This window comes from Paraburkholderia sp. JPY465 (assembly GCF_050436725.1).
GTDB classification, from domain to species: domain Bacteria; phylum Pseudomonadota; class Gammaproteobacteria; order Burkholderiales; family Burkholderiaceae; genus Paraburkholderia; species Paraburkholderia youngii.
The window spans coordinates 2627979-2640781 of sequence record NZ_JBNDMT010000002.1 but is presented as its reverse complement, the minus strand read 5'-3'; the positions used below and the strand labels follow the sequence as shown (position 1 = coordinate 2640781).

At 65.9% G+C, this 12803-nt stretch carries 9 protein-coding genes; 4 read left to right on the top strand and 5 right to left on the bottom strand.

Annotated elements, in window-relative coordinates:
• Nucleotides 1-12 precede the first annotated feature (12 nt).
• Nucleotides 13-1125: an OpgC domain-containing protein gene (locus QFZ94_RS14265; protein WP_429457622.1), complete on the top strand. Its 1113-nt coding sequence runs from the start codon at nucleotides 13-15 to the stop codon at nucleotides 1123-1125.
• 118 nt (nucleotides 1126-1243) lie between these two features.
• Nucleotides 1244-2116 carry an alpha/beta hydrolase gene (locus QFZ94_RS14260; protein WP_429457620.1) on the top strand — a complete coding sequence of 291 codons (873 nt, stop codon included), beginning with the start codon at nucleotides 1244-1246 and terminating at the stop codon, nucleotides 2114-2116.
• A gap of 7 nt (nucleotides 2117-2123) precedes the next feature.
• Here the strand turns inward: QFZ94_RS14260 and QFZ94_RS14255 are convergent, their stop codons facing one another.
• Complete coding sequence (locus QFZ94_RS14255; protein ID WP_368585368.1) at nucleotides 2124-3218, bottom strand: AI-2E family transporter; 1095 nt, start codon at nucleotides 3216-3218, stop codon at nucleotides 2124-2126.
• A gap of 343 nt (nucleotides 3219-3561) precedes the next feature.
• Between QFZ94_RS14255 and QFZ94_RS14250 the strand changes: the two genes are divergently transcribed.
• Both QFZ94_RS14250 and QFZ94_RS14245 read left to right on the top strand, forming a co-directional pair.
• Nucleotides 3562-3849 (top strand): DUF3331 domain-containing protein, encoded by a 288-nt coding sequence (locus tag QFZ94_RS14250; RefSeq protein WP_013091570.1) that lies wholly within the window; start codon nucleotides 3562-3564, stop codon nucleotides 3847-3849.
• A gap of 284 nt (nucleotides 3850-4133) precedes the next feature.
• Nucleotides 4134-6719 carry an adenosylcobalamin-dependent ribonucleoside-diphosphate reductase gene (locus tag QFZ94_RS14245; RefSeq protein ID WP_429457618.1) on the top strand — a complete coding sequence of 862 codons (2586 nt, stop codon included), beginning with the start codon at nucleotides 4134-4136 and terminating at the stop codon, nucleotides 6717-6719.
• A 57-nt stretch (nucleotides 6720-6776) separates the two neighbouring features.
• Here the strand turns inward: QFZ94_RS14245 and QFZ94_RS14240 are convergent, their stop codons facing one another.
• The 4 genes from QFZ94_RS14240 to QFZ94_RS14225 form a co-directional block, all read right to left on the bottom strand.
• Nucleotides 6777-7733 (bottom strand): dimethyl sulfoxide reductase anchor subunit family protein, encoded by a 957-nt coding sequence (locus QFZ94_RS14240; protein ID WP_429457616.1) that lies wholly within the window; start codon nucleotides 7731-7733, stop codon nucleotides 6777-6779.
• A gap of 19 nt (nucleotides 7734-7752) precedes the next feature.
• The gene (locus QFZ94_RS14235) at nucleotides 7753-8523 is read right to left on the bottom strand and encodes a 4Fe-4S dicluster domain-containing protein (RefSeq protein WP_429457614.1); all 771 of its coding nucleotides are present in this window, start codon (nucleotides 8521-8523) and stop codon (nucleotides 7753-7755) included.
• Nucleotides 8524-8544: 21 nt separating this feature from the next.
• Nucleotides 8545-11496, bottom strand: coding sequence for a molybdopterin-dependent oxidoreductase (locus QFZ94_RS14230; RefSeq protein ID WP_429457612.1), 2952 nt, complete (start codon nucleotides 11494-11496; stop codon nucleotides 8545-8547).
• Between the two features lie 218 nt (nucleotides 11497-11714).
• Complete coding sequence (locus QFZ94_RS14225; RefSeq protein WP_429457610.1) at nucleotides 11715-12713, bottom strand: Ldh family oxidoreductase; 999 nt, start codon at nucleotides 12711-12713, stop codon at nucleotides 11715-11717.
• Between the last annotated feature and the right edge of the window lie 90 nt (nucleotides 12714-12803).

The following is a 12803-nucleotide window of genomic DNA, read 5'->3' as shown; positions in this document are numbered from 1 at the left end:
TTGACTCGAACAATGCCTGACAAGCCCTCCTCCCGCCTGATCGAGCTGGACTTTTTCCGCGGACTGGTTCTGCTGATCATCGTGGTCGATCACATCGGCGGCAGCATTCTGTCGCGCGTGACGCTGCATGCGTACGCGCTGTGCGATGCCGCCGAAGTGTTCGTGTTCCTCGGCGGCTTCGCGACCGCCACCGCCTATGCAACGCTCGCCGAGCGGCGTAACGAGACGATCGCGCGCGGCCGCTTCGTGCGCCGCTCGTTCGAGATCTATCGGGCGTTTCTCGTCACCGCCGGGCTGATGCTGCTGGTCAGCGCGGTGCTCACCGCATTCAGCATCGACGGGCCGAATCTCGCCACGACCGATCTCGACGACCTGATCGACACGCCGCTTGCCGCGCTGCGCGACATCGTGCTGCTGCGCCGCCAGCCGTACCTCGCGTCGGTGCTGCCGATGTACGCGTTCTTCGCGCTGCTGGTGCCCGCAATCCTGCCGCTCGCGCGCAGCAAGCCATGGCTGCTGGTCGTCGGCAGCATCGCACTGTGGGCCGGCGCGCCGGCGATCAGCAAGTACTTGCCCGCCGCGCCCGACATGCACTGGGACTTCAACCCGTTCGCGTGGCAACTAATGTTCGTGCTCGGCGTGCTCGCACGCTGCCAGCCGGTGTATCAGCGGACCAGCGCGCATCGATCCGGCTGGCTCGTCAGCGTGCTGGCGTTCGCGGTGGTCGTAGGCGCCGCGTACTACAAGCTCGTGCTGCTGCATGCGCCGCTTGCCGCAAGCTTCAAGGAGAACCTGTCCTATCTGCGCGCGGGCAACTTCCTCGCGATTGCATGGCTCGTCGCCAATCTGATCGAGCTCGGCTGGGCGAAGAAGGTCGCGCGGCGGCTGCCGTGGGTCGGCTTGATCGGCCGTCAGGGGCTGCTGTGCTTCATTGCCGGCGCGGTGATTTCGCTGGTGATCGACTCGGTGCTCTACGCGGCGACGGATGGTTACCTGAACTATCCGCTCGGCCTGCTCGCCGACGCGGCCGCGGTCGGCGCGCTGCTTGCCGTCGCGCTCGGCGTGGAGCCGCTGAAGCGCTTCGTCGGGCGGTTCGTCGACGGGCGGCTGCGGACCTCAAGCTGAAGAACTTTGCGCGCATAAAGCGCCGTCCGTCTGTCCGCCACGTTCCATCTCAAATCTGGCGCCAATGCTGATAGGATGACGGCCGCGCGCGAATCCCGCGCCAGCCGGCCATCCTGACATGCGTCGATTCCTCTGTTTCGCCCTCGCACTGCTTGCCTCCGCCGTCGGCGCGCCCGCGTTCGCGAGCACGGTCGCGAGCCGCAGCTTCCATTCCGATGCGCTCGGCCGCGACTGGAGCTACACGATCTACCTGCCGGCAGGCTATCGCGCGCACGGTCCGCGCCTGCCGGTGCTCTACCTGCTGCACGGCAATAACGGCGACGCCAACGACTGGCTCACGAAAGGTCATCTACAGAGCGCCGCCGACACGCTGATCGAGCGCAAGGAGATCGCGCCGGTTGTGATCGTGATGCCGCAAGGCGGCACGGACTGGTACGTCGACCGCAAAGAAAAGATGGAGAGCGCGTTCTTCGGCGATCTGCTGCCCGAGATCGAAACGCACTACGCGGTCGCGACGCAGCGCGGCGGCCGGATGATCGGCGGCGTGTCGATGGGCGGCTTCGGCGCGCTGCGCTACGCGCTGACGCAGCCCGAGATGTTTTGCGGCGCGCTGCTGCTGAGTCCCGCGATCTACGCGAACGAGCCGCCGCGCGCGTCGGCGGCGCGGCGGGTCGGCGTGTTCGGCGAGCACCAGTTCGACCCGCGCATCTGGCACGAGCTCAACTATCCGGCGCAGTGGGACCGCTATATGAGCCAGCCGTATCGTCTGCCGATGTTCATCGCATCCGGCGACGACGACCTCGACATCCAGGCCGACGCGTCACTGCTGTACACGCATCTGCGGCTCGCGGGCAATCCGGCTGCGCTGCGGATCATCGACGGCGGCCACACGTGGGACGTGTGGAGCGCGCTGTTGCCCGCCGCGCTCAAATACACGCTCGGCTGCGTGAAGCCGCCGGCGCAGGAGCATCCGTCGAATCAACGGCCTTGAGCCGGCGCTACTCCACGAGATCGGTCCACAGTACCATCAGCACCGTCATCAACGCGGGGCCGATGAAAATCCCCAGCAGCCCGAACGTCTCGGCGCCGCCGAGAATACCGAACAGCACAAGGAGAAACGGCAGGCGCGTCGAATTGCCGATCAGCACCGGCCGCACGAAGTGCTCGGCGACGAACACGACGACCGCGCCGAATATCAGCAGCCCGGCCGCCGCGACCATCGAGCCCTGCACGAGCAGCCACAGCGCCGCGAGACCGAACACGATCGGCGCGCAGAACGGCAGCATCGCGGCGATCGCCGTGACGAAGCCGAGCAGCGCCGCGTGCGGCACGCCGGTCACGAAATACGCGACGCCAAGCAACAGGCCCTCGCCGACGCCGACCACGATCAAGCCCGACACGGTGCCGCGCACCGCGGTCCCCATGTGCGCGACGAGGTCCGCGCCGCTATCGCCGAAACCGCGTCGCGCGGCCTTCAGCAACGAACCGGACAGGCGCGGCCCCGCCTGAAAAATCACGAACAGCGTGATCAGCATGAACGCGAACACCATTGCCGCATGCGCGGCGCGGGCGCCGAAATGCCGGCCGAGCGTCATCACCGTTTCGCTGTGCAAGCCTTTCATCGCCGCCGAACCGCGCAGCGGCTGAGCGAGATTGGCCTGCCACCACGAGCTGATCTGCTGCACGCCGAACGGCAGACGGTTGATGAAGTCCGGCAGCGGAATGCCGTTTTCCTGCACGCTGCGGAACCAGTCGTTCAGCTCGTGCGCCTCGCGCAGCGCCTGCGCGATGCCGAGCCCGACCGGCAGCAGCACCAGCACGGCGATCACCAGCGTGAAGACGGTCGCGAGCAAGGTCGTGCGCCCCCTGAACCACTGGCTGCTCGCCACCTTGTGCAGCAGCGGCCACAGCGCAATCGCGACGACCGCCGCCCACGCCACTACTACGATGAAATCGCGCACCACCCACAATGCGAGCAGCACGAGCCCGATGTAAAGCACGACCGACGCGGCCCGCTGCTTTTTCTGGCGCTCCGCGGCGACGGACGACGCTTCGGGAGAATTGGGCGGTACGGCGGGAGGGCGTGGAATCATGTGAACTCTGGTGTTTTTGAACGGTGTGCGCGCGAGCCGACCTGAAAAATTCAAACCCGCTACACTGACGGCTCGGTTTGCCGCCCGACACCCAACATCTTAAAGGAAGCGTTGCCGCCCTTTTCCCGGCCGCTCTCCTAGTCGCGCCACAGGCAACACAGCGTTGCAAAAATACGCATTATTAAAAAAGCACATAAAAACCGCTTGCAACGCCCGTCGTTTCAGCCAGTCGCAAATGTCAAGTGTGATTATTGCTAATTCCGGAACGGTGTTTCAACGATGACACAATGGCTATCCGGCGCGCACGGGACTAAATTCGGCACTCCACAATACGGAGTCGATGATGACCCTGGAGTCCATCCCCCTCGACGGTAGCAATGGCGTACGCATCGAAATTCTCGAGAGCTCCGACACGACGCTGGTGATCCGTTGGGTCGAGCCGGGCCGCTGCCACTACGGTGAGCAGCGCTGGCGCCGCCGCTCGGCGCATTCGTCCGGCACCTGCGCGGTGTCGCGCCGCAAGATCCGCCGCGGTGACCCGGTGTTCAAGCCGGCCGAGCGCCCGGCGCCGTCGAATGCGTCCGCGATGATCTGCGCGGAAATTCTCGAACCGCTGCTCGAAGCGGCCTGACGCACGGAACGTTCCCGAGTACCGCGGCCGGAGCGCGAGTTTCAACCCGTTGCCCTCGCGGTCGATCTCGCTACGGCCCACGCGCCCTCAACGACAGTGTGCCCGGCCGGCGCGGCATCGCATGATGCGCCGCCGCGCCGGCACCGCCCCCGGTTGCCGCCCCGCGCCTCGTGCGTTAAGGTGGATTCGTTGCGCTCGCCCGACCGCCGGCTCGCTATCCGGCGTCGGCTGCGCGCCTTCCACCACCGCGCCGCGCCCGCCGCGACGCCGTTTGAGGGCCGATCATGGCAGAAGACACGCCGCAAACCCGCGCGGCCACCGCCGCTTCCACGCCTCCCGCTTCCTCCGCTGCTCCCGCTTCGCTGATCCCGCCGCAGCAATTCTCGCTCGACGTGCTGCTCGAAAAGTATGCGAAAGGCGATGAGCAATCCGCCGACGACGTGTATCGACGCGTCGCGCGCGGCGTTGCCGAGGCCGAGCCGCCCGAGTTGCGCGCGTCGGTCGAGGAACAGTTCGTCGACAACATGCGCCACGGCGCGCTCGGCGCGGGCCGCATCATGAGCGCGGCGGGCAGCGGCATCGCCGCGACGCTGATCAACTGCTTCGTGCAGCCGGTCGGCGATTCGATCCAGGGCGTCGACGAACAGGGTTTGCCGGGCATCTACGTGGCCCTGCTCCAGGCGGCCGAAACGATGCGCCGCGGCGGCGGCGTCGGCTACAACTTCTCCGCGATCCGGCCGAAGGGCGCGCGGGTTCACACGACCAGCTCGGCCGCCTCGGGTCCGTGCAGCTACATGGACGTGTTCGACGCATCGTGCCGCACCGTCGAAAGCGCGGGCTCGCGACGCGGCGCGCAGATGGCGGTGCTCGACTGCAACCATCCGGACCTGCTCGAATTCATCGAAGCCAAGCATTCGAAGGGACGTTGGAACAACTTCAACGTGTCGGTCGGCGTCACCGACGAATTCATGCGCGCGGTCGAGAACGACGAGCCATGGCAACTGGTCCATCGCGCCGAGCCGTCACCGGCGCTGCGCGCGGCCGGCGACGTGCGGCAGCGCGAAGACGGCCTGTGGGTCTATAGCGAACATCCGGCGCACGCGATCTGGGACCGCATCATGCGCTCGACGTACGACGTCGCCGAACCCGGCATCGTGTTCATCTCGCGGATGAACGAGGACAACAATCTGCGCGCGGTCGAAACGATCCGCGCGACCAATCCGTGCGGCGAGCAGCCGCTGCCCGCCTACGGCTGCTGCAACCTCGGGCCGCTCAATCTGACGCGCTTCGTCGTCGATCCGTTCGCGCAGATGCAGGGGCGCCAGCCGTCGTTCGACTGGGACGGCCTCGCGCGCCGCACCCGCACGCAGGTGCGCTTTCTCGACGACGTGCTCGACGTCACGCTGTGGCCGCTGCCTGAGCAATACGCCGAATCGCGCGCGAAGCGGCGCATCGGCGTCGGCTTCACCGGCCTCGGCGATACGCTGGTGATGATGGGCCTGCGCTACAACTCGCAGGAAGGCCGCGATTTCGCGGTGCGCATCGCGCGGTTGATGCGCGACGAAGCATATCGCGCGTCGGTCGAACTTGCGAAAGAGCGCGGCGCGTTCGAGCTGTTCGACGCCGCGCGCTATCTGGAAGCCGGCACCTTCGCGTCGCGTCTGCCCGACGACATCAAGCAGGCGATCCGCCGCGACGGCATCCGCAACAGCCATCTGCTGTCGATCGCGCCGACCGGCACCGTGAGCCTCGCGTTCGCGGACAACGCGTCGAACGGCATCGAGCCGGCGTTTTCGTGGACTTATACGCGCATGAAGGTGATGGCCGACGGCGGCCGCGAATCGTTCGACGTCGAGGACTACGCGTACCGGCTTTATCGCGAGCTGGGCGGCGATGTGACCAGGCTACCGGACTATTTCGTCAGCGCTCTGCAGATGTCCGCGCGCGACCATCTCGACATGATGGCGGCCGTGCAGCCGTACGTCGACACGTCGATCTCAAAGACCGTCAACGTGCCCGCCGACTATCCGTTCGACGCTTTCGAAAGCCTCTACTTCGATGCATGGAAAAGCGGGCTGAAGGGCCTTGCGACCTATCGCCCGAACGACACGCTCGGCGCGGTGCTGAGCGTGTCGTCCGCGCAGGCCGACGACACGCTCGCCGAGATGGATCAGGACCCGCTGCGTATCGCGATCGATCATCGGCCCAGGGGCGAATTGCCGGCGATCATCGAGAAGGTCGAGTATCTGACTCAGGCGGGCAAGAAGTCGCTATATGTCGCGGTGTCGTTCATTGAGGTGACGGGGCGGCTCGGCGGCGAGGACGTCACCATCGAGCGGCCTATCGAGTTCTTCATTCCGGTCGGTCAGCGCGACGAGTCGCAGCAATGGATCACTGCGACGATGCGTTCGCTGTCGCTGGCCGCGCGCGGCGGCTTCGTCGCGCGCAATCTGCAGGACATGCGCAAGGTGTCGTGGGATCGCGGCCAGGTGCGGCTTGGTGACGTGCAGCGGCTCGACGGTCATCGTGCGCCACGCTGGCACGATTCTGAAGTGGCCGCGCTCGCGTTCGCGATCCAGCAGATCCTGTATCGACGCGGCTTTCTCGACGCCGAGGGCAATCAGGTCGCATCGCGCATGCTCGCGCGTTTGCCGCGCGGGCAAATGAAAACCGATCTGGCGCTGTCCGCCGATTTCGGCCTCCGTGCGAATCCCGCGGATAGCGCCGACGCGTTGCTGCAGCCCAACGGCACGCAAGGACTGCACACGATGCTCGGACGCAAATGCGCTTCGTGCGGCGCGAATGCGGTGATTCGCAAGGACGGTTGCGATTTTTGTACCGCGTGCGGGGAGGTGGGGGCGTGCGGGTAGTGTGAGGTTGGGAGCGCGGTGGCCTCGCGGCCAGACGCGCTCATCGGGGGCTATGCTTCACCCCACTCTCGCGTAATAAAGATTCTGCGGATGCTTCGCCCCCGCGAAGAAAAACCAGCGCTCCGCCACGAGCCCCGCATACTGCACGAGACAAGCCGCGGCCAGCAAGCCGAACGACGCGCCAAGCGAGCGCAGCCCCGCGCCGAGCGCGATCAACACGACCGGCACGATGAACGCACCCGCGAGAAAGCCCCATTTGACGCCACGCAACGTGCGCGCCGATTTGCCGTGAAAGAACTCGCGCAGATTGAACGCGCCGGCCGTGAAGCCCCGTGACACCTGCACGAGCTTCGGATTGCGAATGCCCGTCGCGCTCTGCACCGTCGATTTCGGCCGCAAGCGTGCATTGCGCAGCAGCGACGCCGTGCGGCTCGCGCAGCCGGCGAGCGTCAGCACGCACGCGCAGATCGCCAGTCCCAACGTCAACTCGGGCGCGAACCATGCGCTCAATGCGGTCGCGAGCGTCGAGCCCGATGCGCAGCCGAGCAGCACGAAGTTCACGAGCGTCAGCGGCGTCGCCCACTCCTGGAGAAAACGCAGGCACGCATAGATCATCGCGGTGCAGACGAAAAGCGCGGCGCTAGCGAGCACGCCGAGCCAGCCGAGCGCGAGCGACCATGACGAGCCGAGCCAGTGCGCGACGCCATACAGGAACGCGCACGCGAGAAACGCCGGCAAGCACAAACACTCACGCGACAGCCACGACGTGCGCCACATCGCGATCGCGCGCCACGCGCGTTCCGGATGGCCGAGATGGAAGAACGACGCGATCAGACCAAGACCGCCCAGCAGCACCGCGAGCGCCGCGCCGCTCACATAGAACGCGGTAGCGGCGGCCGGTTGCGCAACGACGCCCAACCATGCCGCACTCTCGACGCCGACGAGCGCGATCAACAGCCCCTGCGCCGCGCCGCTCAGCGTCGTCAGGAAGACTACGGAAAAAGCCGGATTCATCGTGTGGCCTAGTTGTCGTTCAGATGCGCGTCGCGATCGACGCGAGATGCACTTCGCCACGCGCGAGTTGCGCCTCGAGTTGCGAGTCGGGCGAGCCCGACATGTGCGTCGCATCGTCTGTGGTCGTTCCCGACGATTTGCACGAGCATGCGTCGCTGCCGCAACCCGCGGCGGTGGTCGGCACGCGCGGCAAATAGTGATTGGCGGGACGCGTGCCCCACTCCGGCATCAACTGATAGCCGCCACGCTCGCGGATCGCCTGCGACACCACCGACTCCGGATCGTGTATGTCGCCGAACAGCCGCGCCGATGTCGGGCACGCGAGCACGCAGGCCGGCTTGCGATCGCGCTCGGACAGATGCTCGTCATGAATGCGATCGACGCACAGCGTGCACTTGGTCATCTCCTTGCGCGCTTCGTCGAGTTCGCGCGCGCCATACGGGCACGCCCACGCGCAATACTTGCAGCCGATACAGCGATCGAAATCGACCAGCACGAGACCGTCTTCCTTGCGCTTGTAGCTCGCGCCGGTCGGACATACCGGCACGCAGGGCGGGTCCTCGCAATGCAGGCACGACTTCGGAAAATGGATCATCTCCGTGTCGGGGAAGCTGCCCGCTTCGAAACTCTGCACGCGGTTGAAGAACGTGCCGGACGGGTCCGCGTCGTACGGATTGAAATCGGCGAGGCTGCCCGATTCTCCCGACGTGTTCCACTCCTTGCAGCTCGTCACGCACGCCTGGCATCCGACGCATACGTTCAGATCGATCACCAGCGCCATCTGGGTCATTGCAGGCTCCTTGCCATGGCTTCAACGATCGTCGCCGTCAGGTTCGGCGCGTCGCAACGTCCCGCGCAGGCGCGCCGCGAATTCGCCGCGTCCCGCGAAATAGGTCTGGACGATGCGCGACACCACACTCTTCTGTGCAACCGCACCGGGCAATCCGGGCATCGCATCGAACTGCGGCAGCGTGTGCCGCGCGTCGGCTTCGGCCGGATAGATGCGTACGCGCACGTCGTACCAGGCGGCCTGGCCCGTCACAGGATCGGAGTTCGACATGCGCGCGGGCGCGTCGTCGCGGCCCGGCAATTCGTCGGTGATCAGGTGATTGAGCAGGAAGCCGCGCTGCGATTCGTTCGCGTCCGGGCCGAGATTCCATGCGCCCGCCGCTTTGCCGATCGCGTTCCACGTCCATACGGTGCCCGGTTCGACGGTCTCGCTGTAGCGCGCCATGCAGCGCACGCGGCCCCATTGCGATTCGACGTAAATCCAGCCGCCATCCGCGATACCGTTTCCGGCCGCCGTGCGCGGATTCACATACAGATAGTTCTCACCATGGATCTGCCGCAGCCACGCGTTCTGCGAATCCCACGAGTGGTACATCGCCATTGGCCGTTGTGTAACAGCGGCGAGCGGGAATTGCGCGAGATCCGTCGCCGCGCTTTCGAGCGGCGCGTACCAGAACGGCAGCGGATCGAAGTACCGTTCGACGCGCGCTCGCAGATGCTCGGGCGGCTGTCGCCCGCTGGTGCGTCCTTGCGCGGCGAGCCTGAACTTCTGCATCACGTCCGAGTAAAGCTGGATCAGGATCGGCTCGCTGAACTTGCGGAAGCCGTTTTTGACCGCCCAGTCGAGATACGGTCCGTTGCAGTTGCGCATGTACTGCAAGGTCTCGGGCAAGCGGTAATGGAACACGCAGTTGTTGTTCGCGTACTGCTCCCACTGCTTCGGATTCGGTTCGCCGACCAGTGCCTTGTCGCCATCCTTGCCGCGCCAGCCGATCAGAAAGCCGACGCCGGAACCGGGCGACGTCGTGTGATTGACGATGAAGTCCGGGTAGTCGCGAAAGCGCCGGCCGCCATCGGTATTGGTGAACGCGGGAAACTTCAGGCGCGACGCCAGTTCGATCAGCACTTCCTGGAACGGCTTGCATTCGCCGGTCGGCGGCACGACCGGCACACGCACGGAATCAACGGGGCCGTCGAACTCGGAGATCGGCCGGTCGAGCATCGACATCGCGTCGTGACGTTCGAGGTAAGTCGTGTCCGGCAGGATCAGATCGGCGAATGCGGTCATCTCCGACTGGAACGCGTCGCATACGACGAGAAACGGGATCTTGTACTCGCCGTTCGCGTCTTTGTCGGCGAGCATCTCGCGCACCTTCATCGTGTTCATCGACGAATTCCACGCCATGTTGGCCATGAAAATCATCAGCGTGTCGATCGGATAAGGATCGCCGCGCCACGCGTTGGTGATCACGCTGTGCATGACGCCATGCACCGCGAGCGGATATTCCCACGAGAACGCCTTGTCGATACGCACGGGGCCGCCGTGTTCGTCGACGAACAGATCCTCCGGCGCGGCAGGCCAGCCGAGCGGGCCCGTCGCGAGCGGTGTATTGGGTTTCACCGCGTCAGGGCTGTTCGGCGGTTTCGCCGATGGCGGTACCGCACGCGGAAACGGCGACTTGTGGCGAAAGCCGCCGGGGCGGTCGATCGTGCCGAGCAGCGACATCAGCACGGCAAGCGCGCGGATCGACTGAAAGCCGTTAGAATGCGCGGCCAGCCCGCGCATCGCGTGAAAGGCGACCGGGTTGCCCGCTACCGTGTCGTGCGTTTCGCCCCACGCGTCGGTCCAGCGGATCGGCAGCGTGATGCGGTGCCGGCGGCCGGTTTCGATCATTTCGTCGGCGAGGCGGCGGATTGTATCGGCGGGGATGCCGGTGATCTCCGCCGCCCATTCGGGCGTGCAAGCGGCGACTCGCTCGCGCAGCAAGGCGAACGACGGCGTGACCGGCTTGCCGTTGGCGAGCGTGTAACGGCCGTCGAGCGCGGGCGTCACGCCGCTCGTGTGATGCGGCACCGCGCGCTGGCTGGCCGGGTCCCACCACAGATGATTCTGCGGAAACAGCGGATTGCCTTCGGCCCGTTCGGGATCGCGCACGAACAAACCGAAGTTTTCGCTCGCTTCGTCGATATCGACCAACTCCGCCGCGTTCGTGTAACGCTGCACGAACTCGTGATCCCACGTGTCGGCGGCGATCAGTTCGTGCAGGAACGCCATGAACAGCGCACCGTCGGTGCCGGGTTTGATCGGCACCCATTCGTCCGCGATCGCCGCGTAGCCGGTGCGGATCGGATTGATCGCGATGAAGCGGCCGCCCGCGCGCTTGAACTTCGAGATCGCGATCTTAAGCGGATTCGAATGATGATCTTCCGCGGTGCCGATCATGAAGAACAGCTTCGCGCTGTCGAGATCCGGTCCGCCGAATTCCCAGAACGAACCGCCGATCGTATAGATCATGCCGGCCGCCATGTTCGACGAGCAGAAGCCGCCGTGCGCCGCATAGTTGGGCGTACCGAACTGCCTCGCGAACAGGCCGGTCAGCGCCTGCATCTGGTCGCGGCCCGTGAATAGAGCGAACTTCTTCGGATCGGTCGAGCGGATCGCGGCGAGACGTTTTTCGAGCACCTCGAACGCGGTGTCCCACGAGACCGGTTCGAACTGCGCGCTGCCGCGCTGCGCGCCGGCCTTGCGCATCAACGGCTGCGTGAGGCGCGCGGGCGAGTACTGCTTCATGATGCCGGACGCACCCTTCGCGCAAATGACGCCCTGATTCAGCGGATGCTCCGGATTGCCGTCGATATAGCGCACCTCGCCGTCGCGCAGATGCACGCGGATGCCGCAGCGGCACGCGCACATGTAGCAGGTGGTGGTCTTGATATCGAGCCGTTCGTTCTGCGTGCGGGCGTGGTGCTCCATGGCCATCTCCATCGCTGCTTCTGGTGGGCCGAAGCGCGGGTCATTCGCGCTGCCCATACGATATCGATCATCGTATTCGCGCCTGCCTCACAAGGGAAATCGCGATTTGCGACTAAAACTATCCGACGCACCGATAGTTTCGGTCTCGCTTTCAGCTATGCGCTTCTTTCTTCCGCGTGTCCAGTTGCATCAGGCCGGTTGGGTACGCCAAGACTTGTTCAAGCGCGGCCCTCCAGTTGCGCGATCAGCGCATCCGGAATGTCGACGCCGTCTTCGTATGCCGCTTGCGCAAGCTGCTCTCTTCGATAACCGGGCAAGCGCACCTCGTCGTCCATCAGCATCATCTCGATCAGCGCCTCGACACGCGACAGATATGCGTCGTCGCCGGCCAATGCGCCCGGGTCGATCGCCCAGAACAGATGGCCGATGCGCGAGCGCTCGCCCTCCTCGGTCAGGAACGAGCCCGCTTCGTAGCCGAAGTTCGCGCCGGTCAGCGCGGCGGCCAGCAACTCGACCACCAGCGCCAGCATCGCGCCTTTCGCGCCGCCGAACGGCAGCATCATGCCGTCGAGCGCGGCGCGCGCATCGGTGGTCGGCAGACCGTCTCGCGTGGTCGCCCAGCCTTCGGGGATCGGCTTGCCGTCGCGCGCGGCCAGCGCGATCTTGCCGCGCGCGATCTGCGACAGCGCGAGGTCGATGACGAGCGGCGCGCCGTTGCGGCGCGGAAACACGGCCGCGATCGGGTTGGTGCCGAAGAGCGCGCGGCGGCCGCCCCAGGCGGGCATCGCGGCTGGCGAATTGCTGAACGCGAGCGCGACCATGCCGGCTTCGCCGAGCGCGGCCAGATGCGCCGCGCCAACGCCGAAATGATGGCTGCGGCAGATGCCCGCGACTGCGCTGCCGTACTGCCGGGCGCGTTCGGCGAGCGTCGCGACCGCCAGATCGCAGGCCGGATATGCGAGGCCGTCAGCGCCGTCGATCAACACGGCCGCGCCGCGATCCGCGACGATGACGGCTTGCGCGGCCGGATCGACGCGGCCGTTGCGCAACTGCGCGCAGTACATCGGCAGACGCGATACACCGTGCGAAGACAGGCCGCGCACGTCGGCATAGACGAGCGCGCGCGCCGTCGATTCGGCGGTCGCTGGCAACGCGTCCGCGCGGCGCAACGCGCGAATCGCAAGCGCAGTGAGCGCGTCGGGAAACAGTCGGGCCATCGGTTATTCCTTTCCTTGGTTCTATTGTGGGCAGCGCATCACTTTGTCATTGCCGAGGTGAAGCATCAAGTCCGGCACTGCTATCGATGC

Coding starts and splice junctions, on each gene's coding strand:
- QFZ94_RS14265 (WP_429457622.1), top strand. CDS start 13: ATGCCTGACAAGCCCTCCTCCCGCCTGATCGAGCTGGACTTTTTCCGC.
- QFZ94_RS14260 (WP_429457620.1), top strand. CDS start 1,244: ATGCGTCGATTCCTCTGTTTCGCCCTCGCACTGCTTGCCTCCGCCGTC.
- QFZ94_RS14255 (WP_368585368.1), bottom strand. CDS start 3,218: ATGATTCCACGCCCTCCCGCCGTACCGCCCAATTCTCCCGAAGCGTCG.
- QFZ94_RS14250 (WP_013091570.1), top strand. CDS start 3,562: ATGACCCTGGAGTCCATCCCCCTCGACGGTAGCAATGGCGTACGCATC.
- QFZ94_RS14245 (WP_429457618.1), top strand. CDS start 4,134: ATGGCAGAAGACACGCCGCAAACCCGCGCGGCCACCGCCGCTTCCACG.
- QFZ94_RS14240 (WP_429457616.1), bottom strand. CDS start 7,733: ATGAATCCGGCTTTTTCCGTAGTCTTCCTGACGACGCTGAGCGGCGCG.
- QFZ94_RS14235 (WP_429457614.1), bottom strand. CDS start 8,523: ATGACCCAGATGGCGCTGGTGATCGATCTGAACGTATGCGTCGGATGC.
- QFZ94_RS14230 (WP_429457612.1), bottom strand. CDS start 11,496: ATGGAGCACCACGCCCGCACGCAGAACGAACGGCTCGATATCAAGACC.
- QFZ94_RS14225 (WP_429457610.1), bottom strand. CDS start 12,713: ATGGCCCGACTGTTTCCCGACGCGCTCACTGCGCTTGCGATTCGCGCG.